The organism is Vreelandella sp. EE27, from assembly GCF_968206495.1.
On the sequence record NZ_OZ309109.1, the window covers coordinates 1,400,287 to 1,425,162 of the forward strand.

At 62.4% G+C, this 24,876-nt stretch carries 21 protein-coding genes; 12 read left to right on the forward strand and 9 right to left on the reverse strand.

What is annotated here, in order from left to right:
* Positions 1–32 precede the first annotated feature (32 nt).
* Positions 33–494 carry a DUF6998 domain-containing protein gene (locus ACWHVV_RS06765; protein WP_447928644.1) on the forward strand — a complete coding sequence of 154 codons (462 nt, stop codon included), beginning with the start codon at positions 33–35 and terminating at the stop codon, positions 492–494.
* 74 nt (positions 495–568) lie between these two features.
* Here ACWHVV_RS06765 and ACWHVV_RS06770 read toward each other — a convergent pair whose 3' ends face one another.
* The gene (locus ACWHVV_RS06770; protein ID WP_447928645.1) at positions 569–1,507 is read right to left on the reverse strand and encodes a hypothetical protein; all 939 of its coding nucleotides are present in this window, start codon (positions 1,505–1,507) and stop codon (positions 569–571) included.
* Positions 1,508–1,649: 142 nt separating this feature from the next.
* Between ACWHVV_RS06770 and ACWHVV_RS06775 the strand changes: the two genes are divergently transcribed.
* Both ACWHVV_RS06775 and ACWHVV_RS06780 read left to right on the forward strand, forming a co-directional pair.
* Positions 1,650–1,925 carry a hypothetical protein gene (locus ACWHVV_RS06775; protein WP_447928646.1) on the forward strand — a complete coding sequence of 92 codons (276 nt, stop codon included), beginning with the start codon at positions 1,650–1,652 and terminating at the stop codon, positions 1,923–1,925.
* Between the two features lie 5 nt (positions 1,926–1,930).
* Positions 1,931–2,404: a hypothetical protein gene (locus tag ACWHVV_RS06780; protein ID WP_447928647.1), complete on the forward strand. Its 474-nt coding sequence runs from the start codon at positions 1,931–1,933 to the stop codon at positions 2,402–2,404.
* An 84-nt stretch (positions 2,405–2,488) separates the two neighbouring features.
* Here the strand turns inward: ACWHVV_RS06780 and pgi are convergent, their stop codons facing one another.
* From pgi to ptsP, 4 genes are all read right to left on the reverse strand, one after another.
* Positions 2,489–4,147, reverse strand: a complete 1,659-nt coding sequence (pgi, locus tag ACWHVV_RS06785; RefSeq protein WP_447928648.1) for a glucose-6-phosphate isomerase — start codon at positions 4,145–4,147, stop codon at positions 2,489–2,491.
* Between the two features lie 176 nt (positions 4,148–4,323).
* Complete coding sequence (locus tag ACWHVV_RS06790) at positions 4,324–6,060, reverse strand: PTS fructose-like transporter subunit IIB (RefSeq protein WP_447928649.1); 1,737 nt, start codon at positions 6,058–6,060, stop codon at positions 4,324–4,326.
* Complete coding sequence (pfkB, locus tag ACWHVV_RS06795; RefSeq protein ID WP_447928650.1) at positions 6,057–7,025, reverse strand: 1-phosphofructokinase; 969 nt, start codon at positions 7,023–7,025, stop codon at positions 6,057–6,059. Before pfkB ends, ACWHVV_RS06790 begins: the two co-directional genes overlap by 4 nt.
* Entirely contained in the window at positions 7,025–9,913 is a 2,889-nt protein-coding gene (gene ptsP / locus ACWHVV_RS06800) for a phosphoenolpyruvate--protein phosphotransferase (RefSeq protein ID WP_447928651.1), read from the reverse strand. Before ptsP ends, pfkB begins: the two co-directional genes overlap by 1 nt.
* 201 nt (positions 9,914–10,114) lie before the next feature.
* Here ptsP and cra point away from each other — a divergent pair, with 201 nt between their 5' ends.
* Positions 10,115–11,113 carry a catabolite repressor/activator gene (gene cra / locus ACWHVV_RS06805; protein WP_447928652.1) on the forward strand — a complete coding sequence of 333 codons (999 nt, stop codon included), beginning with the start codon at positions 10,115–10,117 and terminating at the stop codon, positions 11,111–11,113.
* Positions 11,114–11,166: 53 nt separating this feature from the next.
* On the opposite strand, the gene ACWHVV_RS06810 is transcribed toward cra, so the two are convergent.
* Both ACWHVV_RS06810 and pyk read right to left on the reverse strand, forming a co-directional pair.
* Positions 11,167–11,643 carry a methylglyoxal synthase gene (locus ACWHVV_RS06810; RefSeq protein ID WP_447928653.1) on the reverse strand — a complete coding sequence of 159 codons (477 nt, stop codon included), beginning with the start codon at positions 11,641–11,643 and terminating at the stop codon, positions 11,167–11,169.
* A gap of 55 nt (positions 11,644–11,698) precedes the next feature.
* Positions 11,699–13,165: a pyruvate kinase gene (gene pyk / locus ACWHVV_RS06815; protein ID WP_447928654.1), complete on the reverse strand. Its 1,467-nt coding sequence runs from the start codon at positions 13,163–13,165 to the stop codon at positions 11,699–11,701.
* 279 nt (positions 13,166–13,444) lie between these two features.
* Here pyk and gap point away from each other — a divergent pair, with 279 nt between their 5' ends.
* Positions 13,445–14,449, forward strand: coding sequence for a type I glyceraldehyde-3-phosphate dehydrogenase (gene gap, locus ACWHVV_RS06820; protein WP_447895679.1), 1,005 nt, complete (start codon positions 13,445–13,447; stop codon positions 14,447–14,449).
* A gap of 123 nt (positions 14,450–14,572) precedes the next feature.
* Here the strand turns inward: gap and ACWHVV_RS06825 are convergent, their stop codons facing one another.
* Entirely contained in the window at positions 14,573–16,564 is a 1,992-nt protein-coding gene (locus ACWHVV_RS06825; protein ID WP_447928655.1) for a bifunctional 2',3'-cyclic-nucleotide 2'-phosphodiesterase/3'-nucleotidase, read from the reverse strand.
* Positions 16,565–16,818: 254 nt separating this feature from the next.
* Between ACWHVV_RS06825 and ACWHVV_RS06830 the strand changes: the two genes are divergently transcribed.
* From ACWHVV_RS06830 to ACWHVV_RS06840, 3 genes are all read left to right on the forward strand, one after another.
* Positions 16,819–17,340 carry a DUF3455 domain-containing protein gene (locus tag ACWHVV_RS06830; RefSeq protein ID WP_447895681.1) on the forward strand — a complete coding sequence of 174 codons (522 nt, stop codon included), beginning with the start codon at positions 16,819–16,821 and terminating at the stop codon, positions 17,338–17,340.
* Between the two features lie 137 nt (positions 17,341–17,477).
* Positions 17,478–18,038 (forward strand): sigma-70 family RNA polymerase sigma factor, encoded by a 561-nt coding sequence (locus ACWHVV_RS06835; RefSeq protein ID WP_447928656.1) that lies wholly within the window; start codon positions 17,478–17,480, stop codon positions 18,036–18,038.
* Positions 18,035–18,748: an anti-sigma factor gene (locus ACWHVV_RS06840; RefSeq protein ID WP_447928657.1), complete on the forward strand. Its 714-nt coding sequence runs from the start codon at positions 18,035–18,037 to the stop codon at positions 18,746–18,748. Before ACWHVV_RS06835 ends, ACWHVV_RS06840 begins: the two co-directional genes overlap by 4 nt.
* A gap of 22 nt (positions 18,749–18,770) precedes the next feature.
* Here ACWHVV_RS06840 and trkA read toward each other — a convergent pair whose 3' ends face one another.
* Positions 18,771–20,144 carry a Trk system potassium transporter TrkA gene (gene trkA, locus ACWHVV_RS06845; RefSeq protein WP_447528406.1) on the reverse strand — a complete coding sequence of 458 codons (1,374 nt, stop codon included), beginning with the start codon at positions 20,142–20,144 and terminating at the stop codon, positions 18,771–18,773.
* A gap of 205 nt (positions 20,145–20,349) precedes the next feature.
* Here trkA and kdpF point away from each other — a divergent pair, with 205 nt between their 5' ends.
* Genes kdpF through kdpC form a run of 4 tightly spaced genes read left to right on the forward strand, consistent with a single transcriptional unit; the run spans position 20,350 to position 24,875 of the window.
* Positions 20,350–20,430, forward strand: coding sequence for a K(+)-transporting ATPase subunit F (kdpF, locus tag ACWHVV_RS06850; RefSeq protein ID WP_447896152.1), 81 nt, complete (start codon positions 20,350–20,352; stop codon positions 20,428–20,430).
* 9 nt (positions 20,431–20,439) lie between these two features.
* Positions 20,440–22,131, forward strand: a complete 1,692-nt coding sequence (gene kdpA / locus ACWHVV_RS06855) for a potassium-transporting ATPase subunit KdpA (RefSeq protein ID WP_447928658.1) — start codon at positions 20,440–20,442, stop codon at positions 22,129–22,131.
* Positions 22,132–22,141: 10 nt separating this feature from the next.
* The gene (gene kdpB / locus ACWHVV_RS06860; RefSeq protein ID WP_447928659.1) at positions 22,142–24,178 is read left to right on the forward strand and encodes a potassium-transporting ATPase subunit KdpB; all 2,037 of its coding nucleotides are present in this window, start codon (positions 22,142–22,144) and stop codon (positions 24,176–24,178) included.
* A gap of 10 nt (positions 24,179–24,188) precedes the next feature.
* A complete protein-coding gene (kdpC, locus tag ACWHVV_RS06865; RefSeq protein ID WP_447895687.1) occupies positions 24,189–24,875 on the forward strand; it encodes a potassium-transporting ATPase subunit KdpC in 687 nt (228 codons plus the stop codon).
* Position 24,876: the final 1 nt, after the last annotated feature.

Genomic DNA, 24,876 nt, shown 5'->3' on the forward strand with positions numbered 1-24,876 from the left:
GACTTTTCAGACAGACCCTAGCAGAGTGTTAAATGTCCAGGATTGATCACGATAAATTTCAGACTTTGGTCAAACAGCTTTATGCCACGGTCGAAGAATTGCAGGCCATGTTTCCGGGTAGGCATTTTACGCCGGACGGCCACATGGTGGGCAGTTTGGGTGAGTGCCTTGTGGCCGATGCCTACAACCTTGCGTTGCGGGCGGCCTCCAACAAAGGCCATGACGCGGTCACCGAAACCGGCCTGGAAGTGGAGATCAAGGCCACGCAATTCAACTCGGTTGGATTTCGGGGCCAGCCGCAGCATGCGATCATCATCAAGATTTTGCGGGATGGTACATTCGAGGAAGTCTACAACGGGCCAGGGCGGGTTGTTTGGGAGCAGTTTCAAGGTAAACGGCTACCGAGTAACGGTCAGTTTCAAGTCTCTCTCAACAAGCTCCGCCAACTCGATCAGTCCGTGGCTCCAGCCGATCGCGTGCTTCCAGCCATTTAATACCTCGGGTAGTACGCAGGCGAAAGCGGCAGGCAGATAGCTTACCGTTGGGTGAGAGGCTTCATCTTGAAGCATTAAACCTTAATATCGATACTGCCAGTAGCAGCGCTAGCGTCGACCGTTGGTGTTGGCAGCAGCTGGCCCAGGGTTGAGTAGAGCGCGTTGGTCTCTGCCTTGGCGAGGGAGCGGTCCATCTTGTCCATATCCTTTTCGGCTTGCTTTAACTCGCGGCGCGCTTCTTTATCTTCTTGGCGCAGGTAAATCTTCAGCTCGCTCATCGCTTCCTGAAACTCTTTTTTTGCATCGGTCAGGATAGAGCGCAGCGCGTGTTCGCTAGCGCTAATGCCTTGGCTGCGCTCAACGGGCTGGGTGGTCGAAGGCGCCAGGCCATCTTTTGCTAAAGCATCGCTAGGCGCCTGAGAGTGTTCGCTGCGCTCCTGCTCTTCAGCGGTTTCATCGCCATCAGGGTTCTCCTGAGCGAGATCCGCCTCGGCGCTTTCAAGCGTGGCGTTGGCGGATTTCATATCGCTTTCGGCGCTGGCCGCCTCACTTTCCACGTTTTCGGCGGATGGTGCAGGGGCAGCGCCGCCAGCCCCCTGGGCTGCGTTGACCGTGGGCGAGATCGACGGGCCTGCGGCGCTACCGCCACCGCCGCCACTACCTAATTGGCGCGCCGCCGCGCCAAGTTCCCGCGCGATGCTTTTAAGCTCGCTGGCCATGGATTTAAGCTGCTCGGGCGAGGCAAAGCGCATCATCGCCTTGAGCGTTTCCAGCCGCTGCTTTAAAAATCCCACCTTTTGCGAGGCGTTCTGCATCGCCGACTCTTTAGGGCTTGGCAGCGACGCCAGCGCCTCAAACGCCTCTTTCTGCTTTTTAAGGCGTTTGCTCTGCGCGTCGTCGGTCGTGGCGGCGGGGGCTATTAACGGCGCTTTATTGGCCACTTGTGGCTTTGGGCCGGTCGCCGGTTCACGACGGCTAGCCGTGGTGAAAAGGTTGGAGAATCCAATTTTCATGAGCGGTTCCTAATTGTTATTAGCCTAATTATCGGCCATTTCATAAAAAGCTTAAATTTGGGCGGGCGCCTTGTCGAACCAGCCTTTGCAGGCCACTATCGAGAAACGCTAAAGTAGCTTTTTCCAAAAATGAGTAAAGCGTATGGCTAAGCGCACTAAATCTCGAAAAATAGCGGCATTGAACATTGCTGGAAGCCTCGCTATCGCAGGCGCGACGACTTATATGTTGTTCGCTGGTTTTAACGTAGTGGGTCTGGCGATTGTAGGGGTAGCCCTCATAAGTGTTGCGATTCCCGTTGCCGCCAGTGGTGATAGCCTCCTCGAAATTTTACTGGGCCTTCTCGAAGCGTTATTTGAGGGGATAATGGCTGGGTTAGAGGGCATTTTTAATGCGATATGCGCATTGTTTAGCTGGTGACTCGCATGAATAAGTGGCAGCGAAGAGTAGGGGGCACTCTGGCGGTAGCGGGTGGGGGCATTGGTGCCGTCTCGGTTTTTTCACTATTGTTTAACGGCCTAAATATATTCAACTGGCTGTTTTTCTTTCTCTTTTTAGCGCTATATAGCGGTGGCATAGTGTGTGGTATCAAGCTAATCGAGGGCCATGCCAATGCCGAAAAAGCAAACTTCCTGTTTTGGCTGTGCCAGATTCCGCTGGTGTTCTCTCCCGTCGCCGGGTATTTCTTTGCCTCTGGCCTTTATTTCACCGTGTGGTTCACGCCGGGAACGCTCGATATGGGCACCGAGTTCTTCGTAGGCAGCGTTTTTAGATACTCCCTGTTTGAGTCGCATCAACCCCTCACGCTCGGCGTTAACCTGGTGGCGATCGCGATGAGCGTTTGGTTCTTCATTAAAATGCCCGGAAAAACCCGGCAGGCCAATGCACCTGAACAGTAAACATTTGGTTAAATGATTGATAAAAACGCCCAGACTATTGGCTGGGCGTTTTTATATAGGTTCTACAAATGGCGTTAACGAGAGCTAGCTTCTCTTGCTGCTCTCCGCTTTGTTGCTTTCAGCTCGCCCACTTTCCTCTGTACCACCCCCCGGAAAATGCCCCCGCACCAGCTCCAAAAGCCCCTGGGTCGAGGCATCAAAGTCCGCCGCATTGGTATCAATACGCTCGCTGATTTCGCCGGCGATGCGTTTACCCAGCTGCACCCCCCACTGATCAAACGAGTTGATGTTCCAGATCACGCCCTGGACGAACACCTTGTGCTCGTAAAGCGCGATGAGCGCGCCGAGGTTTTTCGGCGTGAGCTCGTCGAGCAGCAGGGTGCTGGAGGGGCGATTGCCGGGGCAGCTGTAGGGGTCCTGGCTGAGCTCTCGGGCGTCCCCCTGGCTGCCCTCCATGAAGGCGTTGGCCTGGGCCAGCATATTGGTGATCAGGGCGAAGTGGTGCTCCTCCATGCCGGATTCGGGCTTCAATGATGCGATAAAGTCGATGGGCACGTAGCGCGTACCCTGATGGAGTAGCTGGAAAAAGGCATGTTGGCCGTTGGAGCCGGTCTGTCCCCAGACAATGGGGCCGGTCTTGTAATTGACCGGGTGGCCGAAGATATCCACCGACTTGCCATTGGACTCCATATCCAGCTGCTGCAGAAACGAGGGCAACTGGTTGAGCGCCTGATCGTAGGGCACGATGGCCTGGGTTTCGGCGCCAATGAAGTTGATGTACCAGATCCCGATCAGCGCCATGAGTACCGGCATGTTTTGCTCGAAAGGCGCTTCGATGAAGTGGCGGTCCATCTCGTGGGCGCCTTCCAGAAGCTCGATGAAGCCCTCGAAGCCGATGGAGAGCGCAATCGGTAGGCCGATCGACGACCACATGGAGTAGCGCCCGCCCACCCAGGCCCAAAACTCGAACACGTTCTCCTCGCGAATGCCGAATTCCATCGCCGCGGTGCGGTTGGTGGAGGCGGCGATGAAGTGCGCGCCCACGTCCGCGTCCTCGCCGGCGTTTTCCAGAAACCAGCGCCGGGCGGTCTTGGCGTTCAAAAGTGTTTCCTGGGTGGAAAATGTCTTGGTCGAGACGATGAACAGCGTGGTGGCCGGGTCGAGCCGCGAGAGCACTTTCTGGATGTGGGTGCCATCGACGTTGGAGACGAAGTGGAAGTGCATCTCCGGGTGGCGGTACTTCAGAAGGGCGCGTACCGCCATGTTCGGGCCCAGGTCCGAGCCGCCGATGCCGATGTTCACCACGTCCTTGATGGCCTTGCCGTTGTAGCCTTTCCACTCGCCGCTGCGCACCGCCTCGGAAAAGCGTTTGATCTGCTCCCGGGTGCGGGTGATTTCCGGCATCACGTCTTCGCCGTCGACATACACCGGCTCGTCCCCCGGGTTTCGCAGGGCGGTGTGCAGCACCGGGCGGTTTTCGGTCACGTTGATGATATCGCCGGAAAACATCTGCGCGCGGCGCTGCACCAGGGCGGAGTGATCGGCAAGCTCGATCAGCTTGGCCATGACCTCCTCAGAAACGTGGTGCTTGGAGTAGTCCAGAAACAGCCCGCCGACTCTCAAACTCATTTTCTCGAAGCGCTGCGTATCTTTAGCGAAGTAGTCGCGAATGCGGTCGTTATGGGTTTTATCGCGCAGGCGCTCCAGGGCCTGCCAGGTGACGCTGCGGGTGAGCTGAAACATAAAGCGGGGATTCCTTTGGGGTGAGGCGGGTAGCAGGCAAATGCTGGCCTTTATTGTTGTGTAAAAAATACTACATCAATGGCGGTTATTGGCAGTTTGGCGCCAAAAAAAAGCGCCTTTAACGTAATAAAACACGTTTTGGGCGCTTTTCAGTGTGTGTCAGGTGGGCGGGGGCGTTAGCTTGCCACGGCCACCTGGGCGGCGCCGCGCTTGAGGAAAGCGTAGCTCACCCCGGTAATCAGCGAGCCCGCCACGATGGCGCCAAGATACAAAAGCACCGGGGTGATGGCACCCGGGATCAGCAGCACGAAGATACCGCCGTGGGGCGCCATGAGCTTGGCGCCGACCAGCATGGAGAGCGCGCCGGTGACCGCGCCGCCGGCGATACAGCAGGGAATGACGCGCAGCGGATCCTTGGCCGCAAACGGAATCGCGCCTTCGCTGATAAAGCAAAGCCCCAGCACGAAAGACGCCTTACCCGCCTCGCGCTCGGCGGCGGCGTACTTGTAGCGCGCCAGAAAGCTTGCGATACCCATACCGATAGGCGGCACCATGCCCGCGGCCATCACCGCCGCCATCGGCCCATAGGTGTTCGAGGCGATCAGACCCACCCCAAACGTGTAGGCGGCCTTGTTGATCGGCCCGCCCAGGTCGACGCACATCATCGTGCCGAGCAGAAGCCCCAGAATGACCGCGTTGGTGGAATCCAGCGACTCGAGGTAGTTCTCGAGCGCGCCCAGAAGAGTGGCGACCGGCTCGCCGATGACATACACCATCACTAGCCCGGTCACCAGGCTCGCCACGAAAGGAATGATCAAAATGGGCTTGAGCGACTCGACGCTCGAGGGAAGCTTCACGCCGCGGGTGACGGCCAGCGCCACGTAACCCGCCAGAAAGCCCGCGAGAATGCCGCCGATGAACCCGGAGCCGATATCCGCGGCGAGCATGCCGCCGATCAGCCCTGGCGCGATGCCCGGCCGGTCGGCGATGGAGTAGGCGATGTAGCCCGCCAGTACTGGTACGATCAGCCCCATGGCGCTGCTGCCGATTTGCATCAGCGCAGCGGCAAGCGTTCCCGGCTCCTCGAACGCCTCGATGCCGAAAACGAACGACAGCGCGATGATCAGCCCGCCTGCCACCACCATGGGCAGCATGAACGACACCCCGGTCAGCAGGTGCTTGTAAACGCCTTTTTCCTTGAGGCTTTTGCTGTCACTGGAGGGCTTTGCACTGGCGCCGTCTTCTACCACGGCCTGAGAGAGCGCGTTTTCGACGGTGAGCTGCGGTTTTTTCAGCGCCGTACCGGTCGAGGTGCGATAGACCCGCTTGCCCGCGAAGCGGGTCGGGTCGACCTCGATATCGCAGGCAAGAATCACCACGTCGGCGTCATGAATTTCCGCCTCGGTCAGCTTGTCCTGAGCGCCCACGGACCCCTGGGTTTCCACGCGAATGGCGTGGCCCAGCGCGCGGCCGGCCTCGCTCAATGCCTCGGCGGCCATGAAGGTATGCGCCACGCCGGTGGGGCAGGCGGTGACGGCGACGATTCGGTGCACGCCTTCGGCACTAGCCGCCGCTGGCGCCTCAAGGCTCTCTTCGGCCGGGGTATAGAGCGGCGCTTCACGTTTGGCGGTGGCCAAAAAGTCTTCCGGCGCCGGCAGCGCCTGCGCAATGCTGCCGTGATAGAGGCGCTTGCCGGCGAAGCGGCCGGGGTCGGGCACGTGGGCCGCGGTGACCACGATCAGATCGGCGTGCTGTATCTGCTCGGCGCTGGCGGGTGTGAGCGGGGCCAGCTCGCCGTGCATCTCGACGTGCGCTTGCCAGCCCAAACGCTTGGCGGCCTGCTCGAGCCGCCGGGCGGCCAAAAAGGTCGTCGCCATGCCGCTGGGGCAGGCGGTAATTAGAATGATGTTCATTGAAAAGCTCCCTCGACGCGGCCGGTTTCCAGGCGCTGTACGTGAGTCTCTAGTTCCAGGTTTGAAAAATCGCTGGCCCTGGCATCGCCAACGCCTGGGTGGCGCACCGATTCACAGGAGAGGGCGGTTGCAAAGCGCAACGTAGCCTCGGCGTCTTGCCCGCTCAGCAGGCCGTGCAGCATGCCCGCCAGGAAGGTGTCGCCGGCCCCTACGGTGTTGACCGCTCGAACCCGCGGCGGCGTGGCCTGCCAGGCGCCTTCGGCGTTGACCCAGAGTACGCCGTCGGCGCCGGCGGAAAGCAGCGCCTGGTCGATCCCGGCCCGGTGCAGGCGCTGGGTTGCCTGCTGGCGGCTCGCCAGGCTCTCCAGCGGGCCTTGTGCCCACTCGGCAAGCTCGATTTCGTTGGGCTTGACCGCCGCCGGGGCGAGCTCGATGGCACGCTTTAGCGCCTCGCCGCTGGTATCGACCCAAAGCGGCACCCCGGTATTTTTGAGTCTTTCGAGCAAGGTACTGAAGCGGTCCAAATCAAGCCCGGGCGGCAGGCTCCCGGCGACCACGATCGCCTCGACCGGGGTGTGGGCCAGTGTCTCTTCAACGCCACGCAGCAGCGCCTCCAGGGGGGCGGCGTCCACCGCGATCCCCGGGCCGTTGATATCCGTCACTCGGCCGCTTCGTTCGGCAAGCTTGGCGTTGATGCGGGTCTCGCCGGGTACGCGTAAAAACGCGTCCGTAACGCCCAGTTGCTCGAAGGCGCGCTTGAAGGGGCCGTCGTTATCAAACCCCAGAAAGCCGCTCACGATGACCTCGTGGCCGAGCCCTGCCAGCACGCGGGCCACGTTGACCCCCTTGCCGGCGGCTTCGAGCTGGGCGTGGTGCGGGCGGTTGACCGCCCCCAGGGCCAGCTCATCAAGGGCGAAGGCGAGATCCAGCGCCGGGTTGAGGGTGAGTGTCAGAATGCGGGCCATTAGCGGGCCTCCAGGGCGTCGCGTACTGCGTCAGAGGTGGCCTGAGCGAGGGCCAGGCGGGCGCTGGCCTGGGCCTCTGCCAGGTCGAACTCGCGCAGGCGCGCTTTCACCAGCGCCACCTGGCGGGCACTGACCGAGAGCTCGTCGACGCCCAGGCCGACCAGCACCGGCACGGCGGCGGCGTCGGAGGCGAGCTCGCCGCATACGCCGACCCATTTGCCTTTGGCGTGGGCGGCCTCGACGGTCATTTGAATCAGGCGTAGCACCGCCGGGTGCAGGCCGTCGGCCTGGGCGGAAAGCACCGGGTGGCCGCGGTCGATCGCCAGGGTGTACTGGGTCAAATCGTTAGTGCCGATCGAGAAGAAGTCGACCTCGTCGGCAAGGGTGGGGGCGAGCAGGGCGCTGGAGGGAATCTCGATCATCACCCCGAGCTGCACATCCGTTGCCCGCTCGGTGGCGGGAATCTCGGCGAGCAGCCGATCGTAAATCACTTTGGCGGCGCGGAACTCGGCCACGTCCTTGACCATGGGGAGCATGATACGCAGCGGACGCGCGTTGCCCTGGGCGTCCGGGGCGGCGGCCATTAAAAGCGCCTTAAGCTGGGTTTCCAGCACCTGTGGCTCGGTCAGTGCCAGGCGAATGCCGCGCAGCCCCAGAAACGGGTTGTCCTCCTGGGGAACCGGCCAGTAGGGCAGGGGTTTGTCGCCGCCGACGTCCAGGGTGCGGGCCACCAGCGGGCGCCCGGCAAGCGCCTCGAGGGCCTGGCGGTATTCGGCGGTTTGGGTGGCCAAATCCGGGGCGCTCGAATGGGCCATGAACAGAAACTCGGTACGTAAAAGCCCTACGCCCTCGGCGCCGCGCTCCACCGCATCTTCGGCGTGTAGCGTATTGCCCAGGTTGGCCGCAACCTCGACCGGGTGACCGTCGCGGGTTTGGGCGGGCTCGAAGCGCCGCTCCCAGGCGTCCGCTTCCCGGCTTTGCAGGTCGAGCAGTTGCTGCTCGGCGCGGCTCAGGCGCTCCTCGGAAGGCGAGGGCGTAATGCGGCCGCGCTCGCCGTCGAGAATCATCATGCTGGCGTTATTAAGGCCCATTATCGCCTTGCCGGCGCCGACCACCGCCGGAATGCCCAAGGCGCGCGCCAGAATCGCGCTGTGGGCCGTGGCGCCGCCGCGCTCGGTCAAAAGCCCCTTGACCCGGGACGTATCGAGCCGCGCCACATCCGAGGGGCCGATGTCCTCGGTGACCAGAATGTAGGGGTGGTTGGGCGGTTCGGGGAGCTCCACATTGCACAAAACGCTGAGTACCCGGCGGCCGACATCACGAAGGTCCGCGGCGCGCTCGGCCAATAGCCGGTCGGCCAGCATTTCCTGGGCGTGGGCGGCGGTGTCGATCGCCTCCCACCAGCCGGCCTCCGCCGAGCGGCCCTCGCGAATGGCGTCTTTCGCGGCGTGGTGAAGCTCCGGGTCGTCGAGCATCTCTTCGTGCATGGAGAGAATATCCGCCACGTCGCCGCCGGCGGCGTGGCGCACCAGCGCGCTTAGCTGCGCCTTGCCCTCCTGCATCGCCTCCTTCAGCCGGGATAGCTCCCGCTCGGGGTCTGCCGCTTGCTCCGGGTAGTCGAACTGCGGGGCGCGCATGACGAACACCGGGGCGATCGCAAGCCCTGGGGAGGCGGCTACACCGGTATGCGGCGTGTCGGCCTCGAGGGCCATGATCGGTTGTTCTTCATGCTCGGCGGGGGCGGGCGGCTCGAAACCGCCGTCGAAGGGCGCGACTTTTTCGCCAAGCCCGCCTTCGATGGCCTGGGCCAGCGCTTCGAGCGCTTGCTCGGCGCCTTCACCTTCGCCGGAGAGCGTCAGCCACTGCCCGCGCCGGGCGCCCAGGCCAATCACCTTGGTCAAGCTCGCCGCGGAGACGCTGGTCGGGCTGCCTTCCTCCAGGCGCACGTTGAGCGCCACGCTCTGGGCACGGGCCACCTGCACCAGCTGCTTGGCCGGGCGGGCATGCAGGCCGTGGGGGTTGAGCACGCGCACGCGACGGGTCGGGGTGGCGGCGTTTTCACCGGCGAGTAGCGCCAGTGCCTTGGCGGTGTCGGCGTCGGCAAGGGTTTGGCTCGCTACGCTCTCGAGCAGCGCATCGACTTGCTTTAAAAGCGGCAGGTGGTAGTCGCTCATGGCGGCCAAACAGAAAAGCGCCTGCACCGGGTGGCCCGCTTCCTCGAGCGCGGTATCCGCCGGGGTGGCCAGCGCAAGCGCAGGCGTTAGCGCCCCGCCCGAGTGGCTAACGAGCCAGTAGCCATCGCCCAGCCATACCGGGGCCTGGTCGGCCACGGCGGCGATGAAGGTGTTATCCACGCAGCCGCTTTGATAGAGCCTGGCCGCCGCGGCCAGCGCCAGTTCCTGGGCGCTTTGGGCGGGGAGCTTCAGGCACAGCGTCTCTTTGCCCAACCGCGGTGCCGGGACCTCTTTGGCCAGCAGGCGGGCGACGTCCTTGGTGGAGGTCGCCTTGGCCAGCGCCTCGGCCACGCCATCCCGGTCCAGCACGTGGGTGAGCTGGCGCAAAATATCCAGGTGCTCGTCGTTTTGCGCGGCGATGGTCACCAGTACGTGAACACGGTTGCCGTCGTGCCACTCGAGCCCTTCGGGGAACTGCAGCACGCGAACGCCGGTTTGCTGAACGTGCTGACGACTTTGCGGCGTGCCGTGGGGTATGGCGATTGCGTTGCCCAGATACGTGGACGACTGGGCTTCGCGAGCGTGCAGCCCGTCACGGTACTCCGGCGCGGTCAGCCCCGCTTCGTTCAGCGCGCCGGCGGCGGCGTCCAGCGCGGTTTGCCAGCTATCCGCCCGGCAACCCAGCAGGATATCGTCAGGGCCAAGTGTGAGCATGCAGTTCTCCTGTAAAGCGCGTCCGGCGTGAACTCGAAAGCGGCGCGAAGGCGGGGTCACAACGCGCATTAAAATCGTGAAACCCTTGGTGATGCTATGCTGAAACGATTCACCTCAGGGCACAAGGGGTGTGTTTGTAGACGTTGGTAGGGGCTTAGTCAAGGCGCTGGTACACTAAAGCGCTCAATGTGAGGACACGACATGACACTTGCCGATATCGCCCGGCTCGCCGGCGTCTCGCGAACCACCGCCAGCTACGTGATCAACGGCCAGGCGGAAAAGCGCCGTATTAGCGCCGCGACCATCGAAAAAGTAATGAGCGTGGTACGGGCGCACCGCTATCACGTCGACCCCCAGGCGGCGGCGCTGCGCCGTGGCGCCAGCCGGCTAATCGGGCTGATCGTGCCGGACCTGGAGAACGTAAGCTACGCCCGCCTTGCCAAGCGCCTGGAGCGGGGCGCCCGAGAGAAGGGGTATCAGCTTTTGGTGGCAAGCTCCGACGATAGCGCCGAAAGCGAATGCGCGCTGGCGCTGGCGCTGCGTGCCCAGCGCTGCGAGGTGCTGATTACCGCGAGCTGTTTGAGTCAAAGCGACCCGTTCTATACCGAGCTTGCCAACGAGGGCGTTCGCATCGTGGGGGTCGACCGGGGGCTTTCCCCCACGCGCTTTGCAAGCGTGGTAAGCGATGACTTCGCGGCGGCGCAGGCGTTAACGCAATCGGTGATCGGCGCCACTACGCGGCGCCTTGTCTGGATCGATGCGATGCCCGCGCTTTCGATCAGCCGCGACCGTCGGGCCGGGTTCGAAACCGCCTTGCACGAGCGCGGCGTAGCAGGGCGGACGCTTTGCGCCAACCGCTACGAGCGCGGCGAGGGCGCCCGGCTAATGGCCGAGTTCGAAAGCGAGATGGGCGAAGTGGATGCCATCGTCACCGCCTCTTACACGCTGATGGAAGGGGTGTTCGATCACTTTCTCGGCCGTGGGGGGCTTCCTCAAGCGCTCAAACTGGCCACCTTTGGCGATCACCGGCTTTTGGACTTTTTGCCCCAGCCGATCAACACCGTCTCCCAGGATTACGAGGGGATGGCCCAGTGCACGCTTGCCTGCGCGCTGGACGCCATCGAAGGCCGCGTTCAGCCCGGCCAAAAAGTGGTGGCGCGCCAGCTGCGCGTCCGCGAGGGCCAATACGCAAGCGCCTAAAACGCCCGGCACTGTCGGTAGCGTCAGGGCGTTCCAGGGCGTTCCAGGGCGTTCTAGGGCGTGCGGGCCTCGGCCCAGGCCTGGGCATCCGGAATATTCATGACGTATTCCGCGTCGATATAGTGCGACGAGAGCATGAAATCCGCGCTGGCTGCGTTGCAGGCCACCGGCACGTTCCAAAGCGCGGCCAAACGCAGCAGCGCTTTGACATCCGGGTCGTGGGGCTGGGGCGCGAAGGGGTCCCAAAAAAAGATCAGGAGATCCAGGCGCTGCTCGGCGATGCGCGCGCCAATCTGCTGATCACCGCCCAAGGGCCCGCTCATCAACCCTTCGACCTCGAGCCCCAGCGCGCTCTTTAGCCGACCGGCGGTGGTGCCGGTGCCAAGCAACGTATGCGCGCCAAGCGTTTGTTGCCAGCGCGCCGCCCACTCCAAAAGCTCGCTTTTTTTACCGTCGTGAGCAATCAGCGCAATCCGCTTTTTGGTAGCAAGCGTCCGCGTGGCCTGGCGGGGTGGGCGGGCATCGTTCATGGCGTGTTCTCTTGTTTTGGCTTATCGATAGCGCCTTGCGGGCGCGCGGGCTCGTTTATTCGGCGTCCACCGCCAACACTTTCAGGGTATTGGTGCCGCCGTGGGCGTTCATGTGATCGCCCCGGGTGAGAATGACATGTTCCCCCGGGCCCGCCAATCCGTGCGCCTTGAGAAGTTCGACGGCTTTCTGATTGACCTCGGTGGCGGCCATGCCGGTGGTGTCGAAGGGAATCGAAACCACGCCGCGGTAAAGCGCCATGCGCCGTTGGGCGATCGGGCTATGGGCAAGCCCCACGATCGGAAGCCCGGAGCGAATGCGCGAGGCGATCAAGGGGGTATAGCCGGTCGAGGTCATACAGGCGATGGCGCGCACACCGGTCAAGTGGTTGGCGGCGTACATGGCCGACAGCGCAATGGTTTCATCGATACGCTCGAACCCTTCGTGAATCCGGTGGCCCGAGGACTGCGCGATCCGTTCGCGCTCGGCGCCCAGGCAGACCCGGTCCATGGCTTCGATGGTTTCCACCGGGTAGTCGCCGGCGGCGGTTTCTGCCGAGAGCATCACCGCGTCGGTGGCGTCCAGCACCGCGTTGGCCACGTCGAACACCTCGGCCCTTGTGGGCAAGGGCGATTCGATCATCGACTCCATCATTTGCGTTGCGGTGATCACTGCCCGGTTGTGCGAGCGGGCATGCTTGATGATGCGCTTTTGCGTACCGATCAGTGCTTCGTCGCCGATCTCCACGCCCAAATCACCCCGGGCGACCATGACCGCCTCACTGGCGTCGATGATACCGTCGAGGGTTTCATCGGTGGCGACCGCCTCGGCGCGCTCGAGCTTGGCGACCAGGCCGATCTCCTTACCCGCCTCGCCCAGAAGCTGGCGGGCTTCCTGCATGTCCGCGGCGCTTCGCGGAAACGACACCGCCAGGTAGTCCACGCCGATCTCGACCGCGGTCTTGAGATCTTCCCGGTCCTTGTCGGTCAGCGCCGGGGCGGAGAGCCCGCCGCCCTGTTTGTTGATGCCCTTGTTGTTGGAGAGCTTGCCGCCCACGTGTACGAGGGTGTGTACCTCCTGGCCCTGGATTTTGGTGACATCCAGCACGACGCGGCCATCGTCGAGCAGTAACCGATCACCGGGGGCGACGTCGTCGATCAGTGCCTTGTAATCGCAGCCCACCCGCTCGGCGCTGCCGCTCTGGCTATCCAACGCCATGTCCAGAATGAACGCGTCACCAACTTTTAGGTTCACCGGGCCGTCGGCGAAGCGGGCGATGCGAATCTTCGGGCCCTGCAGGTCGCCAAGCGCGGCAACGCTGCGGTTCAGGCGTGCGGCGATCTCGCGAATCGCTTCTAAACGGCGCTGGTGATCCTCTTTCGAGCCATGGGAGAAGTTGAGCCGCACCACGTCGACCCCCGCCTCGAGCATTTTTTCGAGCACCCCGGGGCGGTCGCTGGCCGGTCCCAGCGTTGCCACGATTTTGGTGCGGCGCAGGGGCGTGTAGGACACATTGCTGCTCATGAGGCGTCTCCTTTATCGACTAAATAGCATTGCGGTTGGCAAACGGGTGTCGGACCACAATTAATGATTGGACCAAGATAGCGTTTTTATAGTAATTTTACTACATATTAGGCTTAAGGCCGCTTGGGAGCGCCCTAACTGGCCTTTAATTGATTTAAATACGTTTTTTTACCTCTTTTTTGTAATTTTTTTACTGGTTTTCTGTTTTTGTAACACGTTTTGTAATAGCGTTTTACGACAGTTAGCAACGACTTCACTACCAGCCAAACGAGGTGCCCTGTGAGCATTAAGATTGCGATTAATGGCTTTGGCCGCATCGGCCGTAACGTACTGCGCGCGCTTTATGAAAACGGCTACCGCGACCGCTTCGAAGTCGTGGCCATCAACGACCTGGGTGAAGCGTCACTCAACGCCCACCTGCTGCGCCACGATACGGTTCACGGCCACTTCCCCTTCGCCGTCGAACACGACGACGAGAGCATTACCGTGGACGGCGACCGCATTGCGATCTCCTCCGAGCGCGACCCGGCCAACCTTCCCTGGAAAGCGCTGGGCGTCGACCTGGTCATGGAGTGCACGGGCCTTTTCTCCAAGCGCGACGCCGCCGCCAAGCACATCGAAGCCGGCGCCGGGCGCGTGTTGATCTCCGCGCCGAGCCCGGACGCGGATGCCACGATCGTGTTTGGGGTGAACGACGATATCCTGACCGCCGAGCACAAGGTGGTCTCCAACGCCTCTTGCACCACCAACTGCCTGGCGCCGGTCGCCAAGGCGCTGAACGATGCCGTCGGTATCGAAAACGGCCTGATGACCACCGTTCACGCCTACACCAACGACCAGAATCTATCGGATGTGTACCACTCGGACCCCTACCGGGCGCGCAGTGCCACGCACTCCATGATTCCGACCAAAACCGGGGCGGCCGCCGCCGTGGGTCTGGTACTGCCCGAGCTCGACGGCAAGTTCGACGGCTTGGCCGTGCGCGTGCCGGTGATCAACGTATCCCTGGTGGATCTGACCTTCACCGCCTCGCGCGATACCACCAAGGAAGAGATCAACGAAGCGGTGCAAAAAGCCGCGGCGAATTCCAAAGTGTTGGCCGTCAACGAACAGCCGCTGGTCTCGATCGACTTCAACCACGATGCGAACTCCTCGACCTTTGACGCCAACCACACGCGTGTCAACGGCCGCTTGGTCAAGATCATGGCCTGGTACGACAACGAGTGGGGCTTCTCCAACCGTATGCTGGATACCGCACTCGCCATGCAAAAAGCCGCGCAGTAACGCTTAAGCGCGCGGCAGGTGTTGTAAAAGAGGCCGGTGTTGTAAAAAAGGGCGGGGCGCCATTGGCGCCTCGCCCTTTTTTCGTTCATGTACGACCTTGTTCGCCTGAGCGCGAAATGCCGGTTAAAGCGTGATCCGGTAGCGCGCAAAGCCGTTGTCGCCATCCCCCGCGGGTTCGATACGCGTGGTCTGCGCCACGTCGGCCAGGTAGTGCTCTGCCCCGGGGCCGGTTTCGAACAGCGCCGTGGTGCCGGGCATCGGTTTGAATGCCCAGTTGAAGTCCGCCGCCGGGTCGACCGTTCCCTGCTCGACGATATAGCGCACGATGATGTCGCGGTTGGTGTCCGGACCCACGAAAATGACCGCCTCCGAGTCGACACCCGGGAAGTTGCCGCCACCCCCGGCCCGGTAGTTGTTGGTGGCCACGACGAACATTTGCGCCGGGTCGATCGGCGCGCCTTCGAAGTTGAGATCGACGATGCGGTGGGCGTCGGGGTGGGCAAGCTCGCCCTCTGCGGTGTAGCGCGCAGGCTGTGCCAGGTCGATGCGATAATTCACGCCGTCGATCACGTCGAAGTTGTACGACGGGAAGCGCGTATCAAGAAGCGGCGCGTCCTCGGCGCCTTCATTGACCTGATGGAACATGCCCGCCGACATCTCGAGCCACTCGCGCACCTGGGCGCCGCTGACCGCCACGGCGCGAATGGTGTTGGGGTAAAGATACAAATCCGCCACGTGCTTGATGGCGATGTCCCCCGCCGGTACGTCGGTGTAGTAGTCGGGGCCGCCTCGTCCGCCGGTTTTGAAGGGGGCCGCGGCGGAAAGCACCGGCAGCCCCGCGTACTCGCCGCCCTTGAGCATCTCTTCGATGTACCAAATCTGGGCATTGGCAACGAGCTGCACCGAGGGGTCGTCGGCGACCAGCGCAAAGTAGGAGTGTAGCGGCGCCGCGCTGCGCCCGACCGGCGTGCGTACGTAGTCGAGGGTGGCCTGGTGGTCGTCGCTCACCGCGCTAGTCACTGCTGCGCTTGAGGCCACGTTAGGTATCACGTCGCGGTCTTCGTCGCGGTGATAGATCGGGCGCGCCTCAGTGGTGAAGTCGACGATGCGCCAGCGCCCGCCGTCGCGTTCGAGCAGTAAATCGATCAGCCCCATGTGCGAACCCCAAAACCCCGCCATGACCGCCGGCTTGCCCATCAGCGTTCCCCGCGCCGGGTCGACCCCGGCGATGCCCTCGAAATCATTGGGGCCGGGAAAGACCAGATGCTGATGGCCGGTGAAAAGGGCATCGATACCGTCGACCCCGGCAAGATACAGCGCAGCGTTCTCCATCCGCTCGGTTTGGCCCGCGCCTTCAATGCCGGAGTGGGCGAGTGCCACGATGATGTCCGCACCTTCCTCTTTCATTACCGGCACCCAGGCCTGGGCCGCCTCGACGATGTCCCGGGTATTGGCGCGGCCTTCGAGGTGCTTTTCGTCCCACGTCATGACCTGGGGCGGCACGAAGCCAATGAAGCCGACCTTGACGCTGCTGCTCTGGCCGGCGCCATCGGTGATCGTCTTCTCCTTGATCAGGTAGGGGCGCAGGAAAAGATCGTCGTTGCGCGGGTTGGCCGCCAGCGCGCCCTTGGTCAGGTTGGCGCAAACAAAAGGAAAGTTGGCGCCGTTCAACACCTTGAACATGAAGTCCAGGCCGTAGTTGAACTCGTGATTGCCCAGGGTTGCGATGTCGTAGCCCAACACGTTCATCGCGTTGATGACAGGGTGGTGGTCGCCTTCGCGCATGCCGCGCTCATAGGCGATGTAGTCGCCCATCGGGTTGCCCTGAAGAAAGTCGCCGTTATCGATCAGCATCGCATTGGTGGACTCTGCGCGCACCGCGTCGATGAGCGACGCGGTGCGCGCCAGGCCCATGGTGTCGTTGGGCCGGTCGGCGTAGTAATCATAAGGCAGCACGTTGACGTGGATGTCGGTGGTTTCCATCAGCCGAAGGTGCGCCTGGCGGGGCGAGGCGTGCGCTGCAAAGGGGTGTAGCAGGATCAGCGACGACGACGCGGCCAAACCGCCCAAAAACGTACGCCGCGAAAGGGCATAAGGGTCGATACTCGAAGACATACGGGGCTCCCAAGGCAGTGAGTAGTAGTAGCCGCCTTTAACCTACGGCGTTGATATGACATCTATTGGACGGCGATAGGGCTTTTAACGATTAAGCCGCTGTTTTGACTATAAAAGAGAACACGACAAAAGGGGTAGAGCGGGGCGCGCTAAAATTTTTTTAAAAAAAGTGCATCCAAAACGACGGCTCGCGTGTATCCCTTATACAGCCGCACAGAATCACGCGGTTGATAATAACCTTTAAGGAGACTGAAATGAGTATTCAACATCTAACGCGTGCTACTTTAGCTACTGCCCTGATTGCATCCTTCAGTCACGCTGCTCTGGCGGATACGCCAGAGGACGTCCAGGTACCGGACGGCCACACCGTCGCACTCGAAACCGTCGGTGTAGGCGCGATCAAATACATGTGTGAAACCAACGATTCCGGCGACGTCGCGTGGGTATTCAAGGGCCCGAGCGCGGCGCTCAACGACGGCGAAGGCGCCCAGGTCGGCAGCTATTACGGCCCGCCCGCCACTTGGGAGGCGATGGACGGCTCCAAAGTGACCGGTACCCAGCTTGCTACCGCCGATAACGGCGACGCCAACATCCCGCTTCAGCTGGTCGAAGCCAATCCGGCTGAAGGCGAAGGCGCCATGACCGACGTAAGCTACATTCAGCGTCTGAACACCGAAGGCGGTGTAGCGCCGGATATGGCCTGCGATAGCGACCACGAAGGCGCCACGGCCATCGTCACTTATCAGGCCGACTACATCTTCTGGACCGCCGAATAAGTCCAACCCTGCCCGTTATCGGGGCAGGGATTTTTTTGCCTCATTAAAATTAAGGGCTCGTTTCGCGGGCCCTTACTCGTTATGCTCTATCTCAGCGCAAAAGGGAGTGAACCGGCGCGTTACGAGGGAGCAAAAGCGTGGCTGAAAAAAACCATGAATTCGACTATGCCGACACGTTAGTGCGCTGCGCCCGCGGTGAGCACGACGCACTTCATTCGCTATACCGTGAGGAAGGGCCGCGCATCCTCGGCGTGGTATATCGAATCGTCAAGGACCGGGGCATGGCGGAAGATATCGTGCATGACGCTTTTTTGAATATCTGGCAGCGCGCCGCTACCTTCGACCCCGAAAAAGGCACCGCCCGCACCTGGATTTTCAGCATTGCCCGCCATCTGGCACTCAACGCCATTCGTCAGCGCGAAAGAGTGACGGACGACGCCTTCGATGCGTACAGTGTTGAGCAAGAAGATACCCGACGCCCGGAAGGGCAGACCCTGGACGCCTTCGACTGGCAAACCGGCCAGCGAATGGACGAATGTTTAAAAGAGCTTGAAGCCGAACGTCGCAACTGCGTGCTTCAAGCCTATGTCGATGGCTTGAGCCATGCAGAAATCGCCGCACATACGGGCGCGCCGCTGGGCACCGTCAAAGCCTGGATCAAGCGAAGCCTGGTGCGCCTACGGGAGTGTCTGGCATGACAGCGCCCAACGACCAGGATGACAAGCAGGCGGTGGCGGGTGAGTACGTTCTGGGCACGCTCTCGTTTGACGAGCGCCAGGCGTTCGAAGCACGCCTTGAAAACGACCCGGAACTGCAGCAAATCCTGCGCGACTGGGAGGAGCGCTTCTTCCCCTACAACGCGCTCACCGAGGCGCTAACCCCCAGCGAATTGCTATGGCCGCGCATTCAGCGAAGCCTGAATGAGCGCCGCGATGCTTCTACTACCGTGACGACAGCGCGACCGGGGCTCTGGCAGCGTGTGGCGCTTTGGCGCGCGACGACGGGGGCGGGGGTGGCCGCAGCGGTATTAATGGCGGCGCTTCTGCTGTTAAAGCCCGCAGGCCCGGCCACGCCGGAGTACATGGTGGTGCTGCTCGCCCCGCAGAATCAGTCCGCCGGTTGGGTGGTGCAGGCCGCCAACCGGCGCCAGATCGAGCTGATCCCGTTGGGCGCTTTTGATGTGCCCGAAGGCAAGGCGCTGGAGTTTTGGACCAAGGCCGACGACTGGCAGGCGCCGGTGTCGCTTGGCCTGGTCGAACCCGGCGAGCCGGTACGCCTGGACCTGGACCAGTTGCCTCCGCTCGAGGACAATCAGCTTTTCGAGCTGACCATGGAAGACGCCACCGGCTCGCCCACGGGGCTGCCTACCGGGCCCATCGAGTACATCGGTCGCGCGGTGGAAATCTAGCGCAGCTCCTGTCGGCCAACGCCTAGAAAAAGCTCAAGCCGACCTGGAACATCCGCTCGACGTCACGGATCCGGCGCTTGTCGATCACGAACAAAATCACGTGATCGCCGCTTTCCACCACCGCGTCACCGTGGGCGATGATGACTTCCTTGCCGCGCACCATCGCCCCGATGGTGGTGCCCTCGGGCAGGTCGATATCGCGCACCGCCCGGCCTACCACCTTGGAAGACTGCTTATCACCGTGGGCGATCGCCTCGATCGCCTCGGCAGCACCTCGGCGCAGCGAGTGCACGTTGACGATGTCACCCCGACGCACGTGGGTCAAAAGGCTCCCGATCGTCGCCTGCTGGGGCGAGATCGCGATGTCGATCTCGCCGCCTTGCACCAAATCCACGTAGGCGGCGTTGTTGATCAGCGTGAGCACCTTCCTGGCGCCCATACGCTTGGCCAAAAGCGACGACATGATGTTGACCTCGTCGTCGTTGGTCAACGCGCAGAAGATATCGCAATCCTCGATGTTCTCTTCTTCCAAAAGCCGCTTGCTGGTGGCGCTGCCGTGCAGTACTACGGTGCGATCCAACCGCTCCGAGAGGTTCGTACAGCGTTCGAGACTGTGCTCGATGATCTTGACCTGGTGGCTGTGCTCCAGGTGCTCGGCCAGGCGCTCGCCGATGTTGCCGCCGCCGGCGATGACGACCCGCCGAGAGCCGCGCTCGACCCGCCTGAGCTCGCTCATCACCGCGCGAATGTCGCGCCGGGCGGCGAGGAAGAACACCTCGTCGTCGGCCTCGATGATCGTATCGCCCCGCGGGATGATCGGCCGGTTGCGCCGGTAGATCGCCGCCACGCGGGTATCGACGTTGGGCATATGGCGACCCAGAAACGCCAGATCCTGGCCCACCAGCGGCCCGCCGTGAAACGCCCGCACCGCGACCAGCTGCAAAAGCCCGCCGGCGAACTCCAGCACCTGAAGGGCGCCGGGGTGTTCGATCAAGCGGCGCACGTGGTCGGTGACCACCTGTTCGGGGCTGATCAAGACGTCGATGGGGATGGCTTCGTGGGCGAATAGCCCCTTGCGGGTAAGATACGGCGTCGCGCGTACCCGGGCGATCTTGGTCGGCGTACGAAAAAGCGTATGCGCAACCTGGCAGGCGATCATGTTGACTTCGTCGGAGTTGGTCACCGCGATCAGCATGTCGGCGTCTTCGCAGCCGGCTTGGCGCAGCACGATGGGGTAGGAGCCGGCGCCGGTAACGGTGCGAATATCGAGCCTGGTGTGCAGTTCCCTGAGCTTGGCCGCATCCGTATCGACCACGGTGATATCGTTCTCTTCCCGGGCGAGGTGTTCGGCCAGCGTGCCGCCGACCTGGCCGGCGCCAAGAATGATGATTTTCATGGCAGTAAGCCCATTCGAGTCACAAGAGGTCTGATAGTCACCTATCTATGGGGAAGCTGTCGATAGCGGTTGCCTCTCAAGGCTACTTAAAACGCCCAGATGGGCGTTTTTTTACGCCTTTTTAACGCCGGAAGCCGCAAACCGGCATCGAATTTTTACGCCGTCTCTTTCTATTCTCGATAGGCCAATCACAGGAGGCGTATCGATGAATACCGTATTGCTGATCATTGCCACGTTGACGGCCGCGTATCTGTTCTACGCATTAATGTGCCCCGAGCGTTTCTAGGAGATCGCCATGAATGACATGATCGCCATTTACGCGCTGGTGGCACTGCTGAGTGTGCCGTTGGGGCTCTACATGGGCCAAGCGCTTAAGAGCAAGCGAACCCGGATGGATGCGCTGTTCGCCGTCATTGAAACACCTATCTACCGCCTGGCGGGTATTGATAGCCAGCAGCGCATGACCTGGCGCGTCTATGCGCTGGCGATCATGAAGCTGCACGTGGGGCTGATACTGATGGCCTGGCTGGTCTTCATGTTCCAGGGCATGCTGCCGCTAAATCCGGATGGCATCGCTGGCATGCCCTGGGATACCGCGCTGCATACGGCGGTCTCGTTTGCCACCAACACCAACCAGCAGCACTACTCAGGCCAGGCCCAGCTTTCACATTTGAGCCAGACGCTGGCGATCGTGACGCTTCAGTTTCTCACCCCGGCCACGGGGCTTGCGGTGCTGGTAGCGATCGCGCGCACGCTGCTGGCCACCCGAGGCGCCGAAGCGTTGAAAGGGGTGGGCAACTACTACCAGGACCTGACCCGCAGCGTGGTCCGCGTGCTGCTTCCTTTGGCCGTCGTAGTGGCGCTGCTGCTTACCTGGCAGGGTGTGCCGGCAAGCTATCAGCCAGCCCCTGAGGTTCAAATGATGGACGCCCAGGTTGACGATGTGCAGTCGATTCCCTTGGGGCCGGTGGCCTCCATGGTGGCCATCAAGCAGCTGGGGACCAACGGCGGTGGCTGGTACGGGCCCAACTCCAGCGTGCCGCTTGAGAACCCTACGCCGCTTGCCAACGTGATCGAAACCGCCTCATTGACGCTGATTCCGGTGGCGCTGCTGCTGGCCATTGCCGTGATCAGCGGTCGACGGCGGCTCATGCTGGGGATCGGAGTGGTGATGCTGGCGTTCTCGCTCGTCTCCACCTCGGTGGTGGTCTACTCCGAACGCATGCCCAACGCCGCCCTTGTGGATCTTTCCCAACCCGGGGCCAATCTGGAGGGCAAGGAGCTGCGTTTCGGCACGGACCTGTCCGCGCTTTGGGGAAGCTGGACGACCCAGACCTCCAACGGCTCGGTCAACGCCATGCACGATAGCTTCAACCCTTTGGGCGGGATGATGCTGCTGATGGATATGTTCGTGAACGTCACCTTCGGTGGCGTGGGCGTGGGGCTGATCGGTTTCGTGCTCTACCTGATGCTGGCCGCCTTCGTGGGCTCGCTGATGGTCGGGCGAGCACCGGAGCTTTTTGGCAAGCCCTTGGAAACCCGCGAGATGCGCTGGATTTCACTGGCGATTCTGGCCCAGCCGCTGGTCATTCTGGGACTCTCGGCGCTCACGGTCGCTATGCCGGGCGCCGCGCAGATCTCGAATCCCGGCTTTCATGGCCTGTCCCAAGTGCTCTACGAATTCACCTCGGCATTTGCCAACAACGGCTCCGGCTTCGAAGGGCTGGGCGACGATACGCCCTGGTGGAATCTGGCCTGTGTCGTCGCTCTGTTGGTGGGCCGTTTCCTACCCATGCTGGTGCCGTTGGCCGTGGCCGGGTGGCTGGCCGGCAAGCGCACCGCCCCCGCCGGGCGCGGGTCGCTGCCCATGGATAGCGCCGCTTTCCTGGGGCTGACCGCCGGGGTGATCGTGATTGTCAATTTGCTGGGTTTTTTGCCGGCGCTGGTACTGGGTCCCATTGCCGAAGCCGTCGCGCAGGGCTTATAGGAGAAACGAGATGTCAGATATACCGTTAGCCAACAAGCCGCGTCGTTCGCCGCTTAACGCTCAGGTGGTGACTGGGGCAATCAAGGGCCTGGCGCCGCGCCTTCTGGCACGTAATCCGGTCATGGCGGTGGTCGCCATCGGCACCGTGGTGTGCTTCGCGCTAGCCCCCGTTGCCTTTGCGCAAGGGGAAAACGGTGGCTTTGCTCTGGCCATTGCGCTGCTGCTGCTGGCCACGGTGCTGTTCGCCACCGGCGCGGAGTCGTTGGCTGAATCCCGCGGCAAGGCGCACGCCGGGGCACTGCGCAAGACCAAGTCAGAGCTTTCGGCGAAAAAGCTTGAGGCCGACGGCGCCCTTCGAAGTGTCACCGCAGAGTCGTTGCGCAAGGGCGATCGCATCATCGTGGTAGCGGGCGAACTGATCCCGGCCGATGGCGATATCGTCGAAGGCGCGGCGTCGATCAACGAATCGGCGGTGACCGGCGAGTCCGCGCCAGTACTGCGTGAAGCCGGTACCGATAACAGCGGCGTCAGCGCGGGCACTCAGGTGCTGTCGGATCAACTGGTCATCGAGGTGAGTGCCAACCCCGGTGAGTCGCTGCTCGATCGCATGATTGCCCTGGTGGAAAGCGCCAACCGCCAGAAGACGCCTTCGGAGCTTGCGCTCTCGGTGCTGCTGGCGATGCTCACCCTGGTGTTTCTGATCGTGGTGGTCACGCTGGTTCCCATGGCCGCCTTCGTCGGTGTAGAAACCTCGCCGGTCATGCTGGTGGCACTGCTGGTGTGTCTGATACCCACCACCATCGGCGGGTTGCTGCCGGCTATCGGCATTGCCGGCATGGAGCGCGCCCTGCGCGCCAATCTGGTAGCCAAGTCCGGCAAGGCCGTGGAGATCGCCGGCAGTATCGACACGCTGCTGCTGGACAAGACCGGCACCATCACCCTGGGGGATCGACGCGCTACGGAGTTTGCCCCCTGTTGGCAGGTATCACGCCAGCGCCTTCGCGATGTGGCGTTTCTTACGTCGCTGGAAGACCCGACCCCGGAAGGACGCTCGATTGTCGCTCTGGCCACCGAACAGGGTGTGGATCGCACGCTCAGTGATGAGGCCGAGGGTGCCACGTTCGAGGCGTTCAGCGCCGAAACTCGGCTGTCAGGGGTGGATCTGACAAGCGGACGTGCGCTTCGCAAGGGCGCACCCAACGCCATCGCCGCCTGGGTCAAGGCGCAGGGCGGCGAGATCCCCGGCGACTACGAGCAGGTCATCGAGCGTATCTCCCGAGACGGCGCAACGCCCATCGCCGTGGCTGAAGGCAAGCAGTTGCTGGGCGTGGTGGCGCTGTCGGATGTGATCAAAAGCGGTATCGCGCAGAAATTCGCCGAGCTGCGCGCCATGGGCATCAAAACCGTCATGATCACCGGCGACAACCCGATCACCGCCTCGGCCATTGCCGCCACCGCCGGGGTGGACGACTATATTGCCGAGGCCACCCCGGAGCGCAAACTGGCATTGATTCGCGAAGAGCAGGCCAGCGGGCGTCTGGTGGCCATGGTAGGGGACGGTACCAACGACGCCCCCGCGCTTGCCCAGGCGGATCTTGGTCTAGCGATGAATTCTGGCACCCAGGCCGCTCGTGAAGCCGCCAACATGGTGGATCTGGACTCCGACCCTGGCAAGCTGATCCACGCAGTGGAAATCGGCAAGCAGCTGCTGGTGACCCGGGGAGCGCTGACCACGTTTTCGCTGGCCAACGATGTGGCCAAGTACTTCGTCATTTTGCCGGCGCTGTTTGCCGCCAGCCTTCCAGCGCTTGGCGTGCTGGACGTGATGCACCTGCATTCCCCCACCACGGCGGTGCTGGCGGCGGTGGCATTCAACGCCTTGATCATACCCGCGCTGATTCCTTTCGCCCTGCGCGGGGTATCCGTCAAGGCGGCCTCGGCCACCGAGCTTTTACGCCGTAACCTGCTGATCTATGGGCTGGGCGGGCTGCTGCTGCCGTTTCCCGCCATCAAGCTACTGGACATGCTGATCGCTCTATTCCTTTAGGAGAACTTCCATGAATAATGCCGTGAACGTCGCGCAAAAAGCGTCACCCGTGGCCAGTGAAGAAACCTGTCAGGTGCCTACCTCCTGGAGTAGCGCGCTGCGCTTCATGGCCGTCATGGCCGTGCTTCTGGGGCTTGCCTATCCGCTGGCCACCACCGCCGTCGGCGGCTGGCTGTTCCCCGAGCAGGCGGGAGGCAGCCTGATGCGCGACGCCGAGGGGCGGGTCATCGGCTCGCGTCTTGTCGGTCAGACCTTTGTCGGTGATGCGTACTTTATTGGCCGCCCGTCCGCCGCGGACAACGATGCCGGTGGGGCTGCCGGTTCGAACCTGGCGCCGGACAACGCAGCGCTGCGCGCGCGGGCCGAGGCGGATGCCAACGCCATTGCCCAACGGGAAGGCGTGAGTGTCGATCAGATCCCGATCGATCTGATCACCGCCTCCGGCTCAGGGATTGACCCGCATATCTCACCAGCGGCCGCCCGACTTCAGGTGGCAAGGGTGGCGCAGGCGCGCCAAATCGACGAAGCTAGCGTGACCGCGCTGCTCGCGTCGGCCCTTGAGAATACCGGCTGGTTGGGCGCGCCCGTAGTCAACGTGCTGCGCCTGAACGCAGGCCTTGATGAGCGCTACCCCATCGCCGCGGGTAGTGACTTGCCGGCAAGCACCGACGATACCCCGAACAACACCGTGGAGTGAC